The sequence below is a fragment of the Paenibacillus tritici genome (assembly GCF_018207515.1).
GTDB lineage: Bacteria > Bacillota > Bacilli > Paenibacillales > Paenibacillaceae > Paenibacillus_AQ > Paenibacillus_AQ tritici.
In genome coordinates this window covers 3,542,274-3,562,006 of sequence record NZ_CP073365.1, presented here as the reverse complement: position 1 = coordinate 3,562,006, position 19,733 = coordinate 3,542,274, and the positions used below count along the sequence as shown (strand labels likewise).

Annotated in this window: 26 protein-coding genes; 6 read left to right on the top strand and 20 right to left on the bottom strand. The window is 51.5% G+C overall.

Translation table 11 applies throughout. The features are described 5' to 3' along the window. Window positions 1-7: 7 nt before the first annotated feature. The 4 genes from plsX to KDC22_RS15230 form a co-directional block, all read right to left on the bottom strand. On the bottom strand, window positions 8-997 hold the full coding sequence (plsX, locus tag KDC22_RS15245; RefSeq protein WP_211723671.1) for a phosphate acyltransferase PlsX: 990 nt from the start codon (window positions 995-997) through the stop codon (window positions 8-10). After that, entirely contained in the window at window positions 981-1,577 is a 597-nt protein-coding gene (gene fapR / locus KDC22_RS15240; RefSeq protein WP_173126867.1) for a transcription factor FapR, read from the bottom strand. Before fapR ends, plsX begins: the two co-directional genes overlap by 17 nt. Before the next feature lie 293 nt (window positions 1,578-1,870). Further along, on the bottom strand, window positions 1,871-2,044 hold the full coding sequence (gene rpmF / locus KDC22_RS15235) for a 50S ribosomal protein L32 (RefSeq protein WP_019911234.1): 174 nt from the start codon (window positions 2,042-2,044) through the stop codon (window positions 1,871-1,873). A 52-nt stretch (window positions 2,045-2,096) separates the two neighbouring features. Then, window positions 2,097-2,618, bottom strand: a complete 522-nt coding sequence (locus KDC22_RS15230) for a YceD family protein (protein WP_173126863.1) — start codon at window positions 2,616-2,618, stop codon at window positions 2,097-2,099. Between the two features lie 172 nt (window positions 2,619-2,790). On the opposite strand from KDC22_RS15230, the gene KDC22_RS15225 reads away from it, so the two are divergent. Then, window positions 2,791-4,029, top strand: coding sequence for a nucleotidyltransferase (locus KDC22_RS15225; RefSeq protein WP_211723670.1), 1,239 nt, complete (start codon window positions 2,791-2,793; stop codon window positions 4,027-4,029). Here the strand turns inward: KDC22_RS15225 and KDC22_RS15220 are convergent. Continuing rightward, window positions 4,019-5,059 (bottom strand): YlbL family protein, encoded by a 1,041-nt coding sequence (locus tag KDC22_RS15220; RefSeq protein WP_246553593.1) that lies wholly within the window; start codon window positions 5,057-5,059, stop codon window positions 4,019-4,021. The genes KDC22_RS15225 and KDC22_RS15220 overlap by 11 nt on opposite strands. 160 nt (window positions 5,060-5,219) lie before the next feature. Between KDC22_RS15220 and KDC22_RS15215 the strand changes: the two genes are divergently transcribed. Then, the gene (locus tag KDC22_RS15215) at window positions 5,220-6,479 is read left to right on the top strand and encodes a nucleoside recognition domain-containing protein (protein ID WP_211723668.1); all 1,260 of its coding nucleotides are present in this window, start codon (window positions 5,220-5,222) and stop codon (window positions 6,477-6,479) included. Here KDC22_RS15215 and coaD read toward each other — a convergent pair. The 4 genes from coaD to KDC22_RS15195 form a co-directional block, all read right to left on the bottom strand. Then, window positions 6,451-6,969, bottom strand: coding sequence for a pantetheine-phosphate adenylyltransferase (gene coaD, locus KDC22_RS15210; RefSeq protein WP_173126852.1), 519 nt, complete (start codon window positions 6,967-6,969; stop codon window positions 6,451-6,453). The genes KDC22_RS15215 and coaD overlap by 29 nt on opposite strands. Then, window positions 6,953-7,561 (bottom strand): 16S rRNA (guanine(966)-N(2))-methyltransferase RsmD, encoded by a 609-nt coding sequence (gene rsmD, locus KDC22_RS15205; protein ID WP_173126849.1) that lies wholly within the window; start codon window positions 7,559-7,561, stop codon window positions 6,953-6,955. Before rsmD ends, coaD begins: the two co-directional genes overlap by 17 nt. A gap of 379 nt (window positions 7,562-7,940) precedes the next feature. Beyond that, entirely contained in the window at window positions 7,941-8,195 is a 255-nt protein-coding gene (locus KDC22_RS15200; RefSeq protein WP_211723667.1) for a hypothetical protein, read from the bottom strand. Window positions 8,196-8,256: 61 nt separating this feature from the next. Beyond that, the gene (locus KDC22_RS15195; RefSeq protein ID WP_211723666.1) at window positions 8,257-8,682 is read right to left on the bottom strand and encodes a hypothetical protein; all 426 of its coding nucleotides are present in this window, start codon (window positions 8,680-8,682) and stop codon (window positions 8,257-8,259) included. A gap of 157 nt (window positions 8,683-8,839) precedes the next feature. Here KDC22_RS15195 and KDC22_RS15190 point away from each other — a divergent pair, with 157 nt between their 5' ends. Next, window positions 8,840-9,415 (top strand): superantigen-like protein SSL4, encoded by a 576-nt coding sequence (locus tag KDC22_RS15190; RefSeq protein WP_211723665.1) that lies wholly within the window; start codon window positions 8,840-8,842, stop codon window positions 9,413-9,415. On the opposite strand, the gene KDC22_RS15185 is transcribed toward KDC22_RS15190, so the two are convergent. The 8 genes from KDC22_RS15185 to KDC22_RS15155 form a co-directional block, all read right to left on the bottom strand. Next, window positions 9,402-10,391, bottom strand: coding sequence for an alpha/beta fold hydrolase (locus tag KDC22_RS15185; RefSeq protein WP_211723664.1), 990 nt, complete (start codon window positions 10,389-10,391; stop codon window positions 9,402-9,404). The two genes, KDC22_RS15190 and KDC22_RS15185, sit on opposite strands and share 14 nt — an antisense overlap. Window positions 10,392-10,557: 166 nt before the next feature. Then, the gene (locus KDC22_RS15180; RefSeq protein ID WP_211723663.1) at window positions 10,558-11,928 is read right to left on the bottom strand and encodes a sensor histidine kinase; all 1,371 of its coding nucleotides are present in this window, start codon (window positions 11,926-11,928) and stop codon (window positions 10,558-10,560) included. Beyond that, a complete protein-coding gene (locus KDC22_RS15175) occupies window positions 11,925-12,599 on the bottom strand; it encodes a response regulator transcription factor (protein WP_211723662.1) in 675 nt (224 codons plus the stop codon). Before KDC22_RS15175 ends, KDC22_RS15180 begins: the two co-directional genes overlap by 4 nt. 39 nt (window positions 12,600-12,638) lie before the next feature. Beyond that, entirely contained in the window at window positions 12,639-12,890 is a 252-nt protein-coding gene (locus KDC22_RS15170; RefSeq protein WP_211723661.1) for a YjcQ family protein, read from the bottom strand. 181 nt (window positions 12,891-13,071) lie between these two features. Continuing rightward, the gene (locus KDC22_RS34055) at window positions 13,072-13,206 is read right to left on the bottom strand and encodes a YjcZ family sporulation protein (RefSeq protein WP_425517040.1); all 135 of its coding nucleotides are present in this window, start codon (window positions 13,204-13,206) and stop codon (window positions 13,072-13,074) included. Window positions 13,207-13,358: 152 nt separating this feature from the next. Continuing rightward, the gene (locus tag KDC22_RS15165; protein WP_211723660.1) at window positions 13,359-13,781 is read right to left on the bottom strand and encodes a hypothetical protein; all 423 of its coding nucleotides are present in this window, start codon (window positions 13,779-13,781) and stop codon (window positions 13,359-13,361) included. Window positions 13,782-13,898: 117 nt separating this feature from the next. Further along, a complete protein-coding gene (locus tag KDC22_RS15160) occupies window positions 13,899-14,180 on the bottom strand; it encodes a holin (protein WP_211723659.1) in 282 nt (93 codons plus the stop codon). Window positions 14,181-14,185: 5 nt separating this feature from the next. After that, window positions 14,186-14,989, bottom strand: coding sequence for a glucosaminidase domain-containing protein (locus KDC22_RS15155; protein WP_211723658.1), 804 nt, complete (start codon window positions 14,987-14,989; stop codon window positions 14,186-14,188). 198 nt (window positions 14,990-15,187) lie between these two features. Between KDC22_RS15155 and KDC22_RS15150 the strand changes: the two genes are divergently transcribed. Both KDC22_RS15150 and KDC22_RS15145 read left to right on the top strand, forming a co-directional pair. Next, on the top strand, window positions 15,188-15,415 hold the full coding sequence (locus tag KDC22_RS15150) for a helix-turn-helix transcriptional regulator (RefSeq protein WP_211723657.1): 228 nt from the start codon (window positions 15,188-15,190) through the stop codon (window positions 15,413-15,415). Further along, window positions 15,408-16,172: a DUF3169 family protein gene (locus KDC22_RS15145; RefSeq protein ID WP_211723656.1), complete on the top strand. Its 765-nt coding sequence runs from the start codon at window positions 15,408-15,410 to the stop codon at window positions 16,170-16,172. The genes KDC22_RS15150 and KDC22_RS15145 overlap by 8 nt, the downstream gene beginning before the upstream one ends. Before the next feature lie 186 nt (window positions 16,173-16,358). Here KDC22_RS15145 and KDC22_RS15140 read toward each other — a convergent pair whose 3' ends face one another. The 3 genes from KDC22_RS15140 to KDC22_RS15130 form a co-directional block, all read right to left on the bottom strand. Beyond that, window positions 16,359-16,457, bottom strand: coding sequence for a sporulation protein YjcZ (locus KDC22_RS15140; protein ID WP_173126812.1), 99 nt, complete (start codon window positions 16,455-16,457; stop codon window positions 16,359-16,361). 316 nt (window positions 16,458-16,773) lie between these two features. Next, a complete protein-coding gene (locus KDC22_RS15135) occupies window positions 16,774-18,405 on the bottom strand; it encodes a diguanylate cyclase domain-containing protein (RefSeq protein WP_211723655.1) in 1,632 nt (543 codons plus the stop codon). A gap of 171 nt (window positions 18,406-18,576) precedes the next feature. Beyond that, window positions 18,577-19,182 (bottom strand): pentapeptide repeat-containing protein, encoded by a 606-nt coding sequence (locus KDC22_RS15130; RefSeq protein WP_211723654.1) that lies wholly within the window; start codon window positions 19,180-19,182, stop codon window positions 18,577-18,579. 181 nt (window positions 19,183-19,363) lie between these two features. Here KDC22_RS15130 and KDC22_RS15125 point away from each other — a divergent pair, with 181 nt between their 5' ends. Continuing rightward, complete coding sequence (locus KDC22_RS15125; protein WP_246553592.1) at window positions 19,364-19,705, top strand: PilZ domain-containing protein; 342 nt, start codon at window positions 19,364-19,366, stop codon at window positions 19,703-19,705. The last annotated feature ends 28 nt before the right edge of the window (window positions 19,706-19,733 follow it).

Genomic DNA, 19,733 nt, shown 5'->3' with positions numbered 1-19,733 from the left:
TCGTCACTCACTTCCCGCTAATTTCCTTGGATATACTGGACACCAGATCCGCCTTCAGCGCAATCCGTGCCTGTCTTACCGCATTCTTCACCGCATTGCCGTCGGACGAGCCATGTCCCTTCACTACAAGGCCGCTAAGACCTAGTAGCGGGGCTCCGCCGTGTTCCTTATAATCCATCTTGCCCTTCAGGCTTCTGAGCTCCGGCATAAGGATAGCTGCCCCCAGCTTCGTCTTCAGGGACTTACTGAACTGCTCCTTCAGCAAAGAGAACATAGCGCCGGCTGTTCCTTCCAGCGTCTTCAGAAGTATATTACCGGCGAAGCCGTCACAGACCAGCACATCGCAGCTTCCGGTGAGGACATCCCGCGCCTCTACATTGCCGACAAAATGAATGCCCGGCAGAGCTTCCAGGAGCGGGTATGCTTCCTTGGTCAATTCATTTCCCTTCCCCGGCTCAGTCCCTACATTCAGCAGGCCTACCCGGGGTTTCGCAATACCATGCACCTTATTGCGGTATATGCTGCCTATCAGGGCATATTGGGCCAGATGCTGCGGCTTGGCGTCCATGTTGGCCCCAAGATCCAGGGCCAGCACCCCCACATCATCGAGAGTAGGAATCATCGGGGCCAGTGCAGGCCGTTCGATTCCTTCCATTCTACCGACAACCAGAAGCCCGGTAGTCATAAGCGCTCCGGTATTACCCGAGGAGATCATGGCATCCGCCTCGCCTTCACGGACCATACGTCCGGCAACGACCATGGACGAATCTTTTTTCCGGCGGACCGCCTTCACCGGCTCCTCATCCGAACCGATCACATCCCCCGCATGCCGTACCGTAAGATTGGATGGCCTGGTCTTCAGCAGCGGCTCAAGCCGGGCTTCATCACCGACCAGTATGATCTGTATATCACTCCATTCCGCAGCCGCAGACAACGCACCTTCCACATTACATTCAGGAGCATTATCCCCGCCCATGGCATCAATGGCGATCCGCACTCCGGTTTCCCCCTTCGCTGTACTCTTCAATGGCTGAACGATACACTATAAAATGGCCTTGAAATACGAGTTCTTCTCCGACATATGTAAACACATCCACTTCAGCTTTGCCGTTCCGGCCTGCCAGTGAACGCACCTGCGCTTTGGCAATGCACTTCTCACCCAGCCGGACCATGCGGACAAACCGGATATCCGCCGAAGCTGTTAAGGCAATCTCATCATTAATAATGGCAACGGCAAGCGAATTCGCCTGACCAAAGACATAGTGGCCGCGGGCGATTCCGTTTCTGGAGAATACATGCTCATCCCGGATCTCAAAGATGGATATCCCGCTCCGGTCCAGCTGCAAATCCACAATATCTCCGACCACTTCATCGGCTGGCAGGGAACGCACCTGATCGTAGGAATGCTCCGCCATTTGCTTCATCCGCTCACGCAGCTCCGGAATCCCCAGCTCCATCCGGTCCAGCCGGATCGTCTGGATACTTACCTTAAGCTGGCGGGTTAATTCCCGGTCGGTTACAAAAGGGTTGCCTTCTATTATAGCCAGCAGCTGCTGCTGGCGTTCTTTCTTGGACATCCGCTCGATAGCGGCTCACCTCCCGGCACAGGCCTGATGTGAAGCATCCGGCCAGCAAGAGTGGCCGCTGTAGTCATATCTATCAGTTCTACCTTATCAATTAGAACCAGGTACTAATATGTAGTATAAAGCATGCCGCCGCAAAAATAAAGCTTTGGCTTGAAAAGCGCTATTTTCTAGCGGAAACGGCTACCTGTTTTTTCCAAGGACTGTGGAGCGAAGTTTATACATGCTTATAATTTCATAAAAATAGCACTTCACCGGCAGATGAAGTGCTACTCTTAATGTGCAAACTATTGTTTGATGATCTCTCTTGCTTTGTATGTTCCGCAAACTTTGCATACATGGTGAGCAAGCTTAAGTTCGCCGCATTGTTCGCATTTCACCATACCTGGAACAACCAGTTTGAAGTGAGTACGACGCTTGTCACGACGAGTCTTGGACGTTCTGCGTTGTGGTACTGCCATTGTGATACACCTCCTGATTGTGTTGTAACCCAATTACACTTGGGATTAGTTCTTAATCATCTTGCTTGGTAAAGAATCCTTTCAACCCAGCGAGTCTTGGATCGATCACTGTGTTGTCGCAACTGCAGGTGCCTTCGTTCAAGTTCTGTCCGCATTTCTGACAAAGACCAAGACAGTCTGCCTTGCACAATACCGAATCCGGTAAGTGCAGTACGAAATTTTCTTCCACATACGGGATAAGATCCACAATCTCATCCTTGATGTAAATGAGTTCCTCATCTTCATCTTCCGGAAGAATTGGCTGTTTCAGCCACTTGAAAGTCTCAGCGAAAGGAATGTTCAGCTTACTCTTGACCTCACTAAGACAACGTGAACATAACATGTCCACTTCTCCGTTCAGTGTTCCCACCACGTTCACACTATCGGCTCCCGCGGGCAGCGCTTTAAGGTCTACTGAGAGTGGTGCAACAGCAAGTATATCCTTGCGCCCTGTGACAACCTCACTGACATCCACGGTATCGTGGAGGACCAGAGGCTCGTCGGCATTCGCTAATTTGCGAAAGTGAATGTTCATAGTTATCACTCCAAACAAACAAAATTTATTATACCTATTATTACCTGAGTTTGTCAACCATTTTCCCTTTATATTGTTTCAAAGGCGGAGACAATTTATGATATACCTAAGTTAAGCACTGAATCCGGAATCTGAATCGTCAGATATCCTACGAATAGGGCGTGAAGCAACGGTGACAACTGTAGGTATTATAGCCGAATATAACCCTTTACATAACGGGCATGTCCACCATTTCCAGGAGGCCAAAAGAATCTCGGGCGCGGACCGCTCCATCGTCATTATGAGCGGGCCGTTCACCCAGCGCGGTGAGCCGGGGGCGGTCAGCAAGCGCGCCCGTACCGAGATGGCGCTGCATATGGGCGCCGATCTGGTGATTGAGCTGCCGGTGGCCTATGCCGTCCAGCCGGCGGAATGGTTCGCCTTCGGAGCGGTTTTCCTGCTGGAGGCGACCGGCGTCGTCGACAGCCTGTGCTTCGGCTCCGAAGCGGGCACTTTGGGCGCGCTGCTGCCCCTGGCCGGCTTCCTGGCCGAGGAGAGCAGCGCGCTTAAGGACGAGATCCGCGCGCGCCTGGCGCAGGGCGCGGGATTCCCCGCCGCGTACAGCGCAGCGGCGGCGGCGGCCTGGAGGGAGACTCCCGGCGGAAGCGGGAGTCCGCTTGATGCCGAGGCGCTGCTGCGGCAGCCGAACAACAGCCTCGGCTTGCACTACCTGATCGCGCTGCAGCGGCTCGGCAGCGCGATCAGGCCCTTGACCGTGCCGCGTACCGGCGCGGGCTTCCACGACCCGCTGCAGGGCGGGTCGTCCATTGCCAGTGCAACAGCGATCCGCAGGCTGCTGCTGGAGGGCGGTTCACCGGCGGCATACATGCCGGAGTACAGCCTGTCCATCCTGGAGCGGGAGCTGGCGGCCGGCCGGGGTCCGGTGAAGCTGGAAGACTTCAGCATCGCGCTGCGCCATGTGCTCTCCACCCGCTCTGCTGCGGAGCTGCGTATGATCCAGGACATGAACGAAGGCCTGGAGAACCGGCTGCTCCGCATCCTGCCCCGGCTGGACAAGTTCACCGTCAGCGGACTTCTTGAGGAGCTTAAGACCAAACGCTACACCCATACAAGGCTCCAGCGTCTGCTGCTTCACACTCTGCTGAACCACAGCCAAGCAGAAATGACCCCGTCGGTTCTCTCCCGGGGTCCGGGTTATATCAGGGTTCTCGGCTTCCGCGAGAACGGCCGGGAGCTGCTGAAGCAAATGAAGCAGCGGGCAACGCTTCCGGTGGTCACCAGCCCCGCCCGCTTTGACCATCCCATGCTGGAGCGGGACCTCCAGGCAGCGGCTGTATTCGCCGGAGCCTATTCCGACCCGCTGCGCAGCGATCTGTACAGCGATTATCTGGAGCCGCCGGTCAGGATCTGAGTACCGGCAGCTCCTCCATATATTTCAGGGCGTCGGGTAGCGTAGATACAGGAACCAGCTTCATCTTGGTGCCGATCTGATCCGCCTTCGCCTTGGCTTCATCATAGTTCTTGAGCGGAACGAAGAAGACTTCCGCCCCTTTGCGGTCGGCAGCCACAATCTTATGCTTCACCCCGCCGATCGCCCCCACATTTCCCTCAGCATCAATCGTGCCCGTCCCTGCTACCCGGTGGCCCTTGGTCAGATCTCCCGGCGTAAGCCGGTTATAGATTTCCATGGTGAACATCAGTCCTGCCGAAGGTCCCCCCACGTTTGTATCAACAAAACTGACGGCTCTGCCCTCTTGCTTAGGCTCCACCTTTTGGACGGCGCCGATAACGACCCCGAAGCCCGGCCGTGCAGCCGAGGTTTCTTTATCCTTGACTCCGACCAGCTTGACCTGCTCTTTAATGTCCTTGCCGTCACGCTGCAGCACTACCTCAACGGTATCACCTATTTGGTGAACCGACAGCAGCTTGGACAGAGCGGCCGGATCGGCTGCTTTTTGCTCACCGACACTGATGATTTTGTCCCCCGGCTTGAACTGGCCCTGACTTGCCGCCTCCGGTACGGAGAATACATACAGATAATCCACGATATCCTCATAGGGTACACCTGCAGCATGATAAGCAGCCTGCACGGCGTACGACTGTGAACTGTTCATATAGAAGACCTGCTCCGCCGCGTATTCCTGCTCTGTCTTATCCTGGAGGCGGGTCTCTTTCAATACCACCTCTGCATTGGAATTGAACACGGAAGCGATCAGAAGGGCCACATTCGCATAACTGGCAGAGACCGTGGTCATCATGAAGGTCCCCTGCTCCTGCGGATCGGCATTCTCTACCTTGATCATCGGAGCTACCTCGGAGGCGCTTCCCGGCTGATACACAATATAAGGAGTGTTCATAAAGACGACCACATAGAGAATGACCACGAATGAAAATAAATAGGCTGTAGCGCGGAGGCCTACCCGGCTTTTATGCTGCCTCAAGTCTCTTCCCCTTCTTTCCCGACGCATGAAGCCCCGGCATTGGAATATGATACCAGAAGCCTGGAGCTTCACTCCGGCTGTGGCATGATGGTTGTCTCCCCTGCATAAATTGATAATAAGATCTACCCATGTCCTAAGCTATGAAGAGGTGTTGCTTCTAATGATAAACTTTAAGCTGCGGCGGTTCCTCACAGGTTCAGCCCCTTTTGTACCCGGGGCCGCAGCCATTCTGCTCGCTATAGCCATTGTCCTGGCACCGGAATCCTCCTTCGAGGCTTCCCTCACGGGCCTGAAGCTCTGGTGGACCCTTGTCTTCCCGGCGCTCCTGCCCTTCCTGATCTTGTCAGAGATGTTGAGCGCATCGGGCTTCGTGCATGGCATCGGCGTACTACTCGGGCCGCTGATGAAGCGGTTGTTCAAGCTCCCCGGAGCAGCCGGCTGGACCCTTGTGCTCGGCATCACCGCCGGCTTCCCGGCCGGCGCCGGAGGCGTGATGCAGCTGCACAGGCAAGGAGACATTACGGACAAGGAGGCAGGGCGGCTGGCATCTATTGTGCATTACGCCAGCCCGGTCACGCTGCTGATTGTGATTGGCACGGCATTCCTGCATAGTCCCGCAGCCGGTTATACCCTGCTTGCCATCCACTGGCTGTCAGGCTTAACCGCAGGAGGGACCTCGGCCTGCTTCAACAGCTCCCGGAAGGTATCCTTATCCATACCTCCAGGCGCTGCGCCCAGACTTCCCGGCAGCCGCCAGCCCGCCTATAAGGCATCCTTGCCCCGGCGTATTCACCGGGCAGCAGCAGATGCCCGTTCAAGGGACGGGCGGGGATTCGGCAAGGTGCTCGGTGAATCCGTATCCGCAGCCGTACAGAACCTGATGATCGTAGGCGGCTATATGATTATGTTCGCAGTAGTCATCAACATTATCACCACACTGCTCCCGCAGATCCCGCAGCTCATGGCAGCAGGTCTGCTGGAGATTCATCTCGGAGCCCGTGCGATGACCTCCGCTGCAGCAGGCCAGGGAGGCTTCATCGCAGGCGGACTTCTCGGCCCGGCACTGCTGTCCGCCGGATTGGCCTGGAGCGGAATCTGTGCCCAGCTTCAGGCACTGACCTTGCTGAAAGCAGCGAATGTAAGGTTCCTTCCGTTCGCCGCCGTCAGACTGCTGCATGGGCTAATAGCCTTTGCACTGACCTATCTGCTATGGACGCCGCTGATGAACCTCCAGGCTGCCGTACTGCCGGTTATTGCCGTCTCCACTCCCGCAGCTGCGCCGCTCGAACTGGGCTTTGTTCATCGAATCTGGGGGTTTTTCCCGCAAACCTTGCAGCTCCAAGCTCTGCTCGTTATATTCCTGCTGCTGTTATCGGCCGCCGTCAAGCTGTTTACTCGGAACCGCCGTCCATCCGGCTGAATTTAAGCTTCATGGCCTGCTCCACTTCAGGGGTCACGAAATCCGAGACTTTCCCGCCAAAGTGGGCAATCTCCTTCACCACACTGGAGCTAAGATAGGAGTATCTCGGATTGGTCATCATAAATATGGTTTCCGCCTCGGGGTCCAGATTATGATTAATGGAAGCATTCTGTAATTCATACTCGAAGTCCGTGACAGTACGGATGCCCCGGACAATGACCTGGGCATCCTTTTGCCGGACATAATTCACGAGCAGATCACGGAAGCTGTCAACCTCAACATTCGGAATATCCGCAGTAGCCTGGCGCAGAAGCTCCGTGCGCTCTTCGACTGTAAACAATGGATTCTTGCTTAAGTTGTTCAGGACAGCCACAATCAGCCTGTCGAACTGCTTGGCTGCCCGGTGGATAATATCCATATGTCCCAGCGTTACCGGATCGAACGTTCCCGGGTAGATGGCGACACGCTCTTTTCTAATTTGCAGACTCATCATTAACCTCCTTGCTGCTAACGGCACTCTCTGGAAGGGCAGCTTCATACTGATATATTGAGATCGTAACCTCTCCGTATACGGACAACCTCGTCCTGCGGAACCCCGGAATATCCTCGGGATAGGAATACCCTGATACATGCTCCAGTACGACCACCGCTTCAGGGTTCAGCAGATGTTTGTCCGCCATCGTTACCATGAGTTCATCCCCATGCTTCATACGGTAAGGCGGGTCCAGAAACACAAGATCAAACGATCTTCCCCGCTTCTCCAAGGCCCCAAGCGCCCGGCCGGCATCGTTGCGGTAGACCTCAGCCTGCGGTTCCAGTCTGGCCGCCTTCAGATTCGCGCGCACCGTGTCGATGGCCTTCTGCTCCATATCCACAAAAACCGCAGCTTCCATCCCTCTGCTCAGGGCTTCAATCCCCAGACCTCCGGTGCCGGCATACAGATCAAGCACCGTACCCCCTTCAAAATAAGGCCCGATCATACTGAATAATGCTTCCTTCACTTTATCGGTGGTAGGCCTTGTCCCATTGCCCGGAACACTTTTTAGCGGCCTGCCCTTTGCACTTCCCGATATGACTCTCACCGATCATCCACCTGCTTTTTAGCTTTTTATATCTCTATTTACCATGCCGTTACAGGGCATAAGTCCAAGGCTATAGTACCACAATTGTTCCTTGAAATAAAAAGATTGTCCGAGTTTGTCACAATGCGGAGCTTGAGAATATTTAGTGTGCAGATGTATAAAAGTCCCGCAACCGGGTCATCCTGTAACTATCGACATCGCAAAATGTCGTAGACAACCGCGGAGCAAGCTTACGTTTCCCCATAAGCTCTTCGTCCGGTTTCTCCTCTCCCATGAAAGAGGCTCCCGAAAGGGAGCCTCGATTTTTTGTATATTCATCATATATCGCGACACTCGCGCACACAAAAATCCGATGCCTGGGAGCACCGGATCAAGGTAACTAATTAATTCGCTTCAGCTTGGCTTCCTGTTCAATCGAACGCGCTGAGAGCAGCTCAATAATTTCATGCTGGGATTCTTGAATTTCTTCTATTCTCTTCACTCTCTCGTTAGTATCCAGAACTGCTTGTTTAATAAGCGTCTGTTCTGTTTCTAACCGATCCAATCGCTCATTGACAGAAGCTAATTCTTCTCGAATAGGGCTCAATTCTTCTTTTATAACAGTCCGCAATAACTGCACCAAATCATTATCCATGCGCTCCGCTCCTTTGGAACTTGATGTATAGATTGTACCAGAAATTTATAGATAGCGGCAATTATTTTACTTTTTCGAGCTTAAAAACAAACTTCCATGTGGCTGAATTGCCTGAATATCGTCCCCGGTTTTCCACAACCTTAACTGTCAACGATTTGTTCTGGGTTTCTTTCAGGGAAGACACCTTAATTGAGGCGCTGGCCGATCCTTCCTCGGGGATCTTGTCTTGTTCCTGCGCTTCAGCACGAAGCTTAATGGTTCCTGTTGAACTGGCACTTATCGTTACTGAATCCCCTTCTCCAAGTTCCTCTCCATTTACAAACCCACCTGACCACCACTCATTCCCAACATGGTTGTTTTCTGCTAAGCTGGCACTCACAAATGTAACTTTGACTTTTTGAGTCTTTCCTGCTGCCGATATTGGCTGTGCACTTATAATGAGAGCAAACACCAAAATCAAAAAGAGACTTGTCCGTTTCCATGTCATTGCACGACTCTCCTTTATACTATTTTTACCAATTATATCAGGTCAAATGACTTAGTTCTATAGTCTCAGTAAATTATTCTACATGACCAAATTAGAAATCCATCTTTTCATCTGGTAGAATGAGACTCTGACATCAATTGATTTAGGAGGAACCGCTATGAACAAGCCTTTTTATAAAAAATGGTCGTCCCTGGCCATCATTATGGTAGCCGGCGGCGTCATTGGACTGACCGCAGGGTGTAATGATTCGGCGAATGAGGCCGCGCCAGCTCCCACAGAGATAGCGCAGCCGACAGCAGCCGCGCCAACTACCCAACCGTCCGCTGAACCAACGGCCAGTAATTCATCCATGAACTGGGAATCGGCTATTAAACAAATCTCCCAAACCGATACACCTGCTTCTCAAAAGGCCACTGCTGCGGAGGTTTTGGCGAAATCCTATACTCCAGCCTCTGAAGAACTCAGTGATTTTGAGTCCCAGATCGTAGAGGAATACACTGCCGGGAATTATCTGGCTCATATCGAGGATGCCGAATACATGCTGACGAACCTGTTCAAATCCAGAGTCGTGGAGCAGAACCACACGGAAGGTGAAGCCATTAAAGAGTTCGCCTTTGACTTTTACCAGAACACCAAGTACACCTTCCGCGGTGCAGAGACCGTTGATAGTGACGCAGTACAATCGAATGAAGCCCAGATGGACAAGGTATTGTCTGAGATCAAAAAGAAATAAACGCTCTTACCCTGTCAGCGATTTCTTGGGAATGGGAGCGGTACAGATAATGATTCGCTTCAAGCAGCACCATCTCTCCACGTACTGAATCCTTGATCTGCTTCGCATGCTCGGGAACCCATTGATCACTCCCCGGATGATTCGCCTGGACAAAGAACAGGACAGGGAGATTCCGGGGGAACGTCTGCTTTTGCTGCTCAGCTCTTTGGAAGTTGGAATACATGCTCTCCGCCTCATTTAATTGAGTGGTATTGTACATGTTTTTGCGGATCAGAAGGTTCAATTGTTGTTTGGTTGCTTCATCATAAGGCAGTCCTTCATAAGGGTCAGCGCTCAGCTTCAATTGTAAGCGGGCGAACCCTAAGTTGCGGAACCATTTAACCATCCGTGTCTCTGACGAATCAATCTTTTGCTCACTCAGCGAGGGTACACTGCTATCCAGTCCGACAAATGCACTTACTTCATCTGCATATTTGTTCACATAATCCAGAGCATATATCCCTGAAATGGAATGGCCCATTAGGATATAACGATTAATATTAAGACCCTGCAACGCTTCATGGAATTCACTTACGATATTCTCTGTGGTTCGTTCTTTTTCTGTGGGATCACTTAAGCCGTAGCCGAAAGGCTCAACCGCCACAACCTTGTAATCTTGAGATAGCTCGTCGATCAGCAGCTTGAAGTCAAGCGCGGGTGCAGCTGCTCCGAAGCCTGGAATCAGCACGATCGTTTCTGGGCCGTCACCTTGAATGAACACATTCATATTCCTCCCGTCTACGGATACGTGCTGGCCGTAAGGCATTATCTTCTTCGCTTCAGAATGACTGCTGATAACATTGGTGATATACACAATCCCCACCAAAAGAACAATAACGCTTACAATTGCTCCTAACACTTTAACTAGAAGGTTACGCACTTTCTTGAATTTCATTTTCTTTCCCGACTTCTTGTCCACTGGCTGTGTCACTGTCATCTTCTCCTGTCCCGAACTATAGTTAGGCTTGCTTCATTGCCGTTAAAGAAAGTTTAACCAATGAAGATGTCTTCCTCATGACGGCAATATGAACCCAGCATGAACAAAACAGGCTACGGTCACATACAAGCGTACTTGTATTGTGACCGTAGCCTGTTTATAAACATTAACTATCCGTCGGTGTATGGATTGGCAACGTGACTATAAAGGTTGTGCCTTGACCAGGCTCGCTTTCCACCTCAATGTCACCCTGATGAAGCGAAACGATCTGTTTAACGATAGCAAGTCCCATCCCGCTCCCGTCATATTTACGGCTATGGGAACGATCTGCCTTGAAAAAGCGCTCGAATATACGTTTTTGATCTTCTAAGGGAATCCCAATGCCTGTGTCGGATATCCGGACCATCACATTTTTGATATCCTCTGTGATACTGACGTTAATGACACCGCCATCCCCGGTAAACTTGATGGCATTGCTAAGGATATTTGTCCATACCTGATTCAACTGGTCATGATCGGCGGTAACTCTAAGGGTCTGCAAATCAAGCTCGAAATGAATGTTGCGGGCTGACCATTGCGGCTGGAGTGCCACGATGACCCTCCTGATCTGTTCATCAAGATTTAAGGTGGTCAGCTTTAGCTGCTGTGACTGGGATTCAAGCAGGCTCAGTTTGAGCAGGCTATCACTCATTTTGGACATCCGTTTCGCTTCAGCGATGATAATATCCAGATACCGGCTTCGTTCCTGTTCAGCGAGATTCACTTGCTTAAGCGCTTGAGCATAACCGGAGATCGAGGTGAGCGGGGATTGGACCTCGTGGGAGACATTCGTAACGAACTCTCTGCGCAACTGCTCCAGCTGCTGAAGATCATGGGTCATATCTTCGAAGCTGCGGGCCAGCGTCCCCAGCTCCCCCGACTGCTTAATATTCAGCTTGACGTTAAAGTCTCCCGCTGCGATCCGTTTTGTTGCTTTGGTTAACTTTTTGATCGGGCTCACGAGGAATATAGAAGCTACCAGAATCAGAATACTGCCCACAATCAATGAACAGATTGCAAAGATCATTCCCCACTTGACTACAAAGGAGGCGGAAGGCGGGGCGAGTGATTCAAGAAACATCGCTCTGGTCCCTGTCTCCGTCTTAACCGGCAGCCCCAAGAGAACAGTAGCGATACCATTCGCCGTGTCTTGGACAACCCCTCCGCTTAAAACCTTCTTGAGCTGGTCTGCCGATACGGCGGCTGATTTGTGCCCGTTAAGGTGCCCATAAGACTGGAAATCACCTGTTGCATCATACATTCGAATATGATATATATCAAGCTGTTTCATTCTGCTAACGAAGGATTCTGCTTCCTCCTCAGGCAGTGTCTTATAGATCTGCACCACATCCTGCCCGAAGTTGCGTATGTTAATTCGGGCATTCTCGTTCAATTGTTCTTCGAATATCCAGGTGGACATGAAAAAAGAAATGATCGTACCCGCGATGACGGAGACCAGAAAGGTAAGCACCACACGAATATATAAAGATTTGATCATGGATAAACCTCAAGCCGGTACCCCAGTCCACGCACGGTTTCAATCCGAAAATCAGGCGTAGCCGCAAACCGCTCACGCAGGCGCTTGATATGTACGTCCACGGTCCGGTCATCTCCGGCGTAATCAATCCCCCAGATCTGATCTATCAACTGCTCCCGGGTATAGACTTGTCCTGGCGTTCCGGCCAGCTTGTACAACAGTTCAAACTCCTTAAGCGGCAGTGTAAGCGACTCGGTGCCGCTCATCACCTTATACGTCTGGCGATCCAGGACAACATTACCGAACTGGACCGTTTGTGTGGAGCCAATCTTGTACCGCTTCAGTAACGCCCTGACACGAACCGTTAGTTCGAGCGGGTCAAACGGCTTCGTCAAATAATCGTCTGTCCCGAGCTCGAACCCTTTCACCTTCTCCCATGTCTCTCCTCTTGCAGTCAGCATAAGCAGCGGGAGGTCAGGATTCGCTTTACGCAGTTCTTTGCATAACGTCCAGCCGTCCATAACCGGCATCATAATATCAAGTACGACAAGATCAACCTGCGCTGATCCGTACACGGCCAGAGCTTCCTTGCCGTCCGCGGCTTCGAGCGTTTCGAATCCGTCGTTCCGCAGAAATAAACAGACAAGCTCGCGAATGTTCGCATCATCATCAGCAACCAGTATCGTAGGCATCGGCTACCTCCTTTCCTGTTGTCCATAGCCTTTCCAGCTTCAAATCCGGCCAGACTCTTTCAATAAAATAAAATCAAGACCCCGCCGGGTCAGCTTTATGGCCGCGTTCTTCACCGTCACCACGCCGCTGCCTGATCTGGAGACCGAAACGTTCTCCACCATCCGGCTGTCTACAAGCTCCTCCATAATATCAGCGAATGCTTCGGCTTCCAGCCCCATTACCTCCTGATTAACCGGCTGACCCGCTTCAATCCGCTTAAGTATCGCATATATCTGTTCCTTCTCTTCCATGATACACCTCTTTCTTACCAGCACTGATTGCCCTATAAGACAATGACTTCTATTATCGCACATCCTTTCCGGGCATAGCGAATTTATATTCTCCCGCCTGGCAAGTGAGACTTGTCCATTGTGCCACAGACAACAAGCGCAGTCCCGGTTTCCGCCGGGACTGCGCTGACTGATCCAATGACTAGTAGAAGCAGGCACTCAGTATAATAACGAGCAGGATATAAAGCACCAGAATCGCCCCTGTTGAAGTCCAAGGACTTACCGAACCCACATTACCACAGCCTGCATTTCCAACGTATCCGCAATCTGCACCCATGAGATTACCTCCTTCATAATAATGACTACAGAACAGAATATGAGCGGAAGACCTCAACAGATTGGGCGAAACGCACAAAATTTTAGACGTATGTATAAGGGCATCCTGCCCGCCCGTACTTCAGAGCAGGACAGGATGCCTACTACAGCAGATTAATCAGAAACCAGTATTCCGTCAAAGCTCTCAGGGCCTACCCGAACCGTACCGAGCAGGTTGGAGCTGATAAATGCAGTATACGTTAACTGAGGAGTAATCGCCGGAAGGAAATCATCCGCCGAGAAGGTAATAACCTGTGGTGCCAGTACACTAAGGCTGAACGTGGATGTGGCAGAATACACCACCGGGTCCGAAGGCACCGTCCCTCTGACGATAGTGACAGTGATGCCTATCAGCGCAAGCGGAAGCTGCACCGATACCGTTCCTTTTAGAAGTACTCTCGGGTTTGCGCCTACGCCTGCAGTGATCAGACCAATTTGCCCGAACAGCTGGGGAGTATTGATCACCAGAATCGGTATGGCAATTGAGTTGGCAGTACTGGCATTCTGCGATGTTCTTCCATCAACATAAGTTCCCATTTGAAGCACCTCCTTTCTTCATATTTAGTATATTTCCAGATTCTCTCAATCGCTTGGATCAATCACCAATGCATAACCCCCATATTAGTAGATTCCTTCCCTGGAGGTTGTATCCGCCTAACCTTCTTTGGTAGTTCCGCTCCGCTTGTTGAACGCCAGCTCAAACAGCCCTGTAGCCGACAATCCCGCCAGACCTCCGGCCCAGAGACGAAGAATGAGATTCATATCTGTAAAAGGGTAAGCGCTAGCTCCGACCAGCAGGCCTATGGCCAGCCCCACCGCAGGAACTACGTTGCGCGGAAGGTTGACGCTGTTCTTCACCAGCTGCACCAGCGCCATCACGAATACTGCCAATACCGATGCAAATCCGAGTACATCGTTGAGCGCATCGTAGTACATATCCGCTACGCCCCCTTACTGGTGACGAGCAGGCCTGCACGGTTCAACACAGTCAGTATCCGGTAGAAGTCATAGCTGCCGCCCGAAGGCGTATCCAGCAGCCCGGCTGCTGCCGCTGCTTGTACCGCAGGCAATGCCCAGGCAGGCACTTCCATTACTGCACGGCCCTCGAGGACAGCCAGCCGTTCCGCCACCGCTTTAATAGACTGGCCTTGCTCTTGAACTCCAGTCTTTAGCGTATCTCTGCTGACAGACAGACCCGTCAGCAGCTCCCGCAGCTCGCGAAGCTCCGTTTCCAGCTTTGCAATTCTTTGTTTGTCTTCAGCCGACATCTCTTCATCCTCCTTCACTTCATCATATTGAGTTAAGTTATATGAATTCATAATCTGTATCAGCTTGGCAGCATAGTCCGGATCGGTTGCATAACCTGCAGCAGCCATCTCACGGGCGGCAGTATGGCCGTCTACACCGATTGCCTTACTGTACAGCTTACGGTTCCAGGAGACTCCTTCTGTAATCAGTGCCGAATGATCCGCCACAGATTCTCCCCAGTTGTTATAGGCCCGGAACAGGGCAGACACCTGAACAGCTTGGCCGTTCCTGTATTCGGTTGTCCGGAACGGCAGGCTGCCCGCAGGTCCGCTGCCCTTGATTCCAAACAAATTGTTAGCCTTAACGGTCAGGCCGCTGGTTCCCCAGCCCGATTCCTGCGCTGCCTGGGCAATCGTCAGCGATGCCGGGATACGGCTGCGCTGCATATCGGATACCGCGAAGGTGACCATTTTGGAGATGAATTCAGATTCCCTCATTGCATCACTTCCTTTCCTGCTATATTAAATGCGTTTTCACCCGCGGATGCCTGTGCTTATCCCTGCTATGATGTATATGGAAACCTGAAGAATCTAGTACGATATTCTAATATTTTGACTATGATCATTGTCTTTTTGTATATTATAGTTTACATTGTGACAATATTAATATACAATTCAGAATAGGAGGTGTAGCACTTGAACGAACTGAATAATCGTGTCAGGGAATACAGAGCCCGGGACAGGCTGTCCCAGAGTGAGCTTGCCCAGCGAATCGGGGCTTCCCGGCAGACCATTGCCCTTATAGAACGCGGAGACTATTCGCCTTCCGTAGTACTGGCCCTCAAGATCGCAGAGGTGTTTGCGGTAGCTGTGGAGTCGGTATTCTGGATTAACAAAGAGAAGGAGAGTGAACAGGATGAATGAGAAAAGGAAGAGAACGAATATGCGCGGGCTTATCTTACTGATTGGAAGTATGACTGTCGGAGGGTTTATCGGGTATGTATTTTCTTCCGGAGCAGTTACTGTACCTGAGAATTTCAATTTGAATCCTTCTATTTATTATGAGTATGATGTCATGTTCGGATGTATAGCCCTGCTCTCCCTGCTGCTGGCCGCCTTTACTGTGCTGGGCCTGGCTCAGACCCGCCGGATGAAGGATGAGCCGAAGACTGACGGAGAAATTGATAATTTTAAAGATAAGGCGCTTAGCAGAGTGATGCAGTTCAGCTATTACACAATGATTATTACACTATCCTGGCTGCTCATGAGCTTTGCACATGCACTCGGTCCCGGTGGCAAGGAGTCTGAGGATGCCGCCTTCATGCTGGCCAATATGATCACAGCTCTGGTGTTCATGCTGTTTTCTTTTTACTTGCTGAACCGCACGTTTGCGCTGTACAACAAGAATTATCCGGACCGCCAATTGGATCTCAGTCTGGGCAATTCACAGAATGCACAGCGGGAGCTGTTTGCCAAAATGGATGAAGGCGAGCGCTGGATTGTATACCGCTCCTCCTATTCCAGCTATAAAGCAACTACGGTTTGTCTGGTCATCGGGATGCTCTTCTTCGCCCTGTATTCCCTCTTATTCGGCTTTGTCCCGATGCCTCTCATTGTCCTTGCGCTTATACTCCTTATTCAGCAAACGGTGTATTATCGCGAAGTCCGTAAATACAGCTGACTCGCTACAGGTTACCTTGCTATATAGAAGAAGCGCCGGAGCATCTGCCCCGGCGCTTCTTCTATATCCTTTATGTCTCCTCAGGCCAAGTGGAAACGGCTTTGCCGTCCTTTTATAAGGACGGTATTCGTTTCAGCGAGAAATATAAGAATAAGTTATCGTGTGCAACATATAAATTCTTATATTTTAAAATACACTGAGGATAATAATCAGCAAAATAAACAGCACCAGTATTGTAGCAGCAGACGTCCCGAAGCGGCCGTAACCGCCGACATTCACTCCCATGGTAATCCCTCCTTATAAGCACCTGGCCCGCTTTGTCTTTCCTCTACATCATATGCCTATAGTCCCAAAAAAACTGGGCTAACACAGAAATTTGGTAATTATAAGCACGCAGAGTATTGTTAAATCTTCCATCCTGACGTAAACTAGTAATAATTAACTATATTGGAGGGACTATTTTACTATGCCAGCGTATTATTTCAAGGAGTTCTGGACACCACTGAGCTGGGCCGGCATTAAATTTTTCCGGGACGATGACGGATTTCTGTGGATTAAATGGTGGTCCAAGCCACGCAAGCGATTACGCAGAAGCTAACGGCTAGGAAGCAGCCTCGAACGTGATCCGGTTCTTCCCGCTCCGCTTGGAGATATACAGCGCTTCATCGGCCAGCCGCATCGTCTGGGTCGTATCGTCGCCATCAGGAGTCCACACAGCCGCACCTACACTGCAGCCCACGCGAAGCTCTTCCCCTATAATCAGAATTGGCTGATTGATCTTGCTGATTATACGCGAAGCCACGATCTCCGCTTCCTGCATCGGCTTGCCCGCCGAGGTATGGAGAACAATCACAAATTCATCCCCGCCCAGCCGGGCAACAATTTCATTGTCCCGTGTACAGTCCATCAGCCGGAAGGCCACCTCCTGGAGCAGCGCATCTCCAATCGTATGGCCGAAGGAATCATTGACTTTTTTGAAGCCGTCGAGATCCATGTATAGAAAACTGAGCGTCGTCCGCTTCTGCTTGGCCTTACTGACCGCATGTGCCAGAAATTCATCCAGCGCTGCGCGGTTAGGCAGGCCTGTCAGCTTATCATGCAGCGCCATATCCGACATATAGCTCAGCTTGGTCTCCGTCTTGGTCAGGTTACTCACGAGGCTCCGCAGGGATGCCGACAGAATCTCCACATCCTTGAACCGGGTGGAGGACGGGATCTCCACATCGGCACCGGAGCTGAGCAGATCGGCGGTCCGGGTAATATTCCTTAGCGGACGGCTGATCCATCCGGCTAGCAGCCAGCCGATCCCCGCGAAGACAGCTGCCATGAGCAGCCCGCTGATCAGAATAAAGCGTTCAAGCTGATAGACCGGGGCAAAAGCAATCTCAGCCGGCTGGCGGATGATGACCGTCCAGCCCAGGCCCGGATAATTCAGATAGCCGTCACCGTAGGCATATCCGGTCAAATAGGAGTCCCGGCGGTGCTCCTGTTCAATCATCCATGAGCTCTTGCCGCTGCGGGCTTCCTGCAAGGCTGCATCCGTCATTCTTTTGCCGACAAGTGCTTCAGGGCCGAGCAGGATCGTATCATCCTTCTTGCTGACTACGAACACTTCCACCCCTTTGAGCCGTTCCTTGAGCGGCTTCACGATGGAGGCCTCGACTTCACGCGACCATTCCCAGCTAAGGTGCGCCGCCAGTACGCCGCTTGTCCGGCCCTGCTTGTCCATGACCGGTACACTCACATCAACGAACTGCAGGACTTCGCCTGTAGAACTCTGCAGCAGCTTGGAGAGCAGCACCGCATCATGGACATCCCCGATGAAGGTTCCCTTAAGCGCTTCCTGAAAGACCGGCCTCTGGCTAATGTTCGTCCCCTGCAGGATGTGATCGGTGGAAGCCAGAACATTCCCTGTACGATCAAGAAACCCCACCCAGGTGAATACAGGCAGACTTGTCTTCAGCTGATTAAGCAATCCGTTCACTTCTGCCGGCTCCACCGGTTCCTGAAAAGCATTCAGCTTACTCAGCACCTCTATTTCACCGGAACGCGACCACATGAAATGATCGAGCTTCTCGGACATCCGGCTGGCCTCTGCAGCCAGGGAGCTTCCGATGGCGGTTTGGGCGGAGTCCGTGGCCCGGTTGCCGATTACATAGCTAAGCAGAGCAGTCAACAGAATAATAATAACCGCGAATGCTGTGGAAAATAATGTGCGAAGACTCAATGACATTTCCATTCTCCTCTTCAGAAGACCTGCTTCAAAATTCTCCCCCTAAGATGTCTTGCTGCCACGTGTCGAATAAGGGCGATATTTATTTATCGGAAGAGTCCGGCGGAATTATAATATAGCTTCCGGCACACTGCCGGTTTTTCTTAAAATTCAGAATGGATATGTTGCGCTTCACCCTACCTTAGCTCCCATAGAGCGGGCCAGCAGCACCGCTTGCTCTACATCCAGGTGTACCCCCTTCAGATCAAGGCTCTTCAGATCAATGCCTTCCAGCTTGGCCCCCCGAAGGTCCGCTCCTGTAAGCTTGCACTGGGCAAGCTGGACCCGGCTTAAATCCGCTCCGCGCAGATCGGCTTTCTGCAAATTGCAGCCCTGCATGTCCGCCTCAGCGAACCGGATGCCCCGCAGATCCTGCCTGCTCAGATTCAAATGGCGCAGATTCGTATAAGCCCAGTCCCCTCCGCTCAGTGTAATCCCGTCCATATAGGCATTAGCGAAGTCCGAACCGACCATCTTACAATTCTCGAACTTCGCCACAAACAGATTCGCTCCGGTAAATTTGCAGTTGGTGAACGCACCATCTATGTGCTGCGAGGCATTCAGAAGGGCACCAGTGAAATCACAATCCACAAACCGGCAGCCGCTGGACGTCATTTCTTCCATAGAAGCTCCTCTGAAGGAGCAGTGTTCAAAGGTACAGCCGTTTATTTCTCCGTCCTGCAGCGCTGCGTAATCGAAATTATGGTCTTGAAAAGTTTCATTCTGGTATTGATACATGGTTTGAACACCTCTTCATATGGGTATTAGAGCAAAGCTTCCGTCTTGCCGGAGTTTATGTTATTTTAAAAATACTACTTTAGGAGATTGTCCAAATGTGGCCGTTCCGATATAATAGCAAATAAAATCGCGGAGGTAAATGATGGATGACTCCAGCAGAAAAGAACCATTCCGTTATGTAATGAACCAGCCAATTGATTGCTGGCTTGAAATCCCTGCCAGCAATTCCGGGCCGGGGGCGGGAAAATTGACTGAAGGTATCCTGCTTGACCTTAGCCGTTCCGGCTGTAAGGTGCGTACCTCTCTGAACCTCCGCTTCACTGCAGGTGATACGAAGCTGATTATACATTTCCAGTTGGCGGAAGAGAAACTTCAGTATGAAGGCAGTGTCCGCTGGGGCTGGATGTATGGCCTTGGGCAATACCAGTACGGGGTAAGGCTTGATCTGCAGGAAGACGAGGAAGAACAGCTGCTGCGGGAGCTGGAGATCTGGACAAGCGGCAGAAGCGCTCAAGGCTTGTAACGGATTATTCGTATAATTGTGCACACAA

What these genes read in the sequence shown, in the direction of transcription:
- KDC22_RS34055 (WP_425517040.1), bottom strand. Translation starts at nt 13,206, where the DNA reads ATGGGTGCAGATTGCGGATACGTTGGAAATGCAGGCTGTGGTAATGTG.
- KDC22_RS15200 (WP_211723667.1), bottom strand. Translation starts at nt 8,195, where the DNA reads ATGGATAATGATTTGGTGCAGTTATTGCGGACTGTTATAAAAGAAGAA.
- KDC22_RS15190 (WP_211723665.1), top strand. Translation starts at nt 8,840, where the DNA reads ATGAACAAGCCTTTTTATAAAAAATGGTCGTCCCTGGCCATCATTATG.
- KDC22_RS15130 (WP_211723654.1), bottom strand. Translation starts at nt 19,182, where the DNA reads ATGTATCAATACCAGAATGAAACTTTTCAAGACCATAATTTCGATTAC.
- KDC22_RS15180 (WP_211723663.1), bottom strand. Translation starts at nt 11,928, where the DNA reads ATGATCAAATCTTTATATATTCGTGTGGTGCTTACCTTTCTGGTCTCC.
- fapR (WP_173126867.1), bottom strand. Translation starts at nt 1,577, where the DNA reads ATGTCCAAGAAAGAACGCCAGCAGCAGCTGCTGGCTATAATAGAAGGC.
- KDC22_RS15185 (WP_211723664.1), bottom strand. Translation starts at nt 10,391, where the DNA reads ATGACAGTGACACAGCCAGTGGACAAGAAGTCGGGAAAGAAAATGAAA.
- KDC22_RS15195 (WP_211723666.1), bottom strand. Translation starts at nt 8,682, where the DNA reads ATGACATGGAAACGGACAAGTCTCTTTTTGATTTTGGTGTTTGCTCTC.
- KDC22_RS15175 (WP_211723662.1), bottom strand. Translation starts at nt 12,599, where the DNA reads ATGCCTACGATACTGGTTGCTGATGATGATGCGAACATTCGCGAGCTT.
- KDC22_RS15230 (WP_173126863.1), bottom strand. Translation starts at nt 2,618, where the DNA reads ATGAACATTCACTTTCGCAAATTAGCGAATGCCGACGAGCCTCTGGTC.
- KDC22_RS15145 (WP_211723656.1), top strand. Translation starts at nt 15,408, where the DNA reads ATGAATGAGAAAAGGAAGAGAACGAATATGCGCGGGCTTATCTTACTG.
- KDC22_RS15160 (WP_211723659.1), bottom strand. Translation starts at nt 14,180, where the DNA reads ATGTACTACGATGCGCTCAACGATGTACTCGGATTTGCATCGGTATTG.
- KDC22_RS15155 (WP_211723658.1), bottom strand. Translation starts at nt 14,989, where the DNA reads ATGAGGGAATCTGAATTCATCTCCAAAATGGTCACCTTCGCGGTATCC.
- coaD (WP_173126852.1), bottom strand. Translation starts at nt 6,969, where the DNA reads ATGAGTCTGCAAATTAGAAAAGAGCGTGTCGCCATCTACCCGGGAACG.
- KDC22_RS15140 (WP_173126812.1), bottom strand. Translation starts at nt 16,457, where the DNA reads ATGGGAGTGAATGTCGGCGGTTACGGCCGCTTCGGGACGTCTGCTGCT.
- KDC22_RS15135 (WP_211723655.1), bottom strand. Translation starts at nt 18,405, where the DNA reads ATGTCATTGAGTCTTCGCACATTATTTTCCACAGCATTCGCGGTTATT.
- KDC22_RS15215 (WP_211723668.1), top strand. Translation starts at nt 5,220, where the DNA reads ATGATAAACTTTAAGCTGCGGCGGTTCCTCACAGGTTCAGCCCCTTTT.
- KDC22_RS15170 (WP_211723661.1), bottom strand. Translation starts at nt 12,890, where the DNA reads ATGGAAGAGAAGGAACAGATATATGCGATACTTAAGCGGATTGAAGCG.
- KDC22_RS15125 (WP_246553592.1), top strand. Translation starts at nt 19,364, where the DNA reads ATGAACCAGCCAATTGATTGCTGGCTTGAAATCCCTGCCAGCAATTCC.
- KDC22_RS15165 (WP_211723660.1), bottom strand. Translation starts at nt 13,781, where the DNA reads ATGGGAACTTATGTTGATGGAAGAACATCGCAGAATGCCAGTACTGCC.
- rpmF (WP_019911234.1), bottom strand. Translation starts at nt 2,044, where the DNA reads ATGGCAGTACCACAACGCAGAACGTCCAAGACTCGTCGTGACAAGCGT.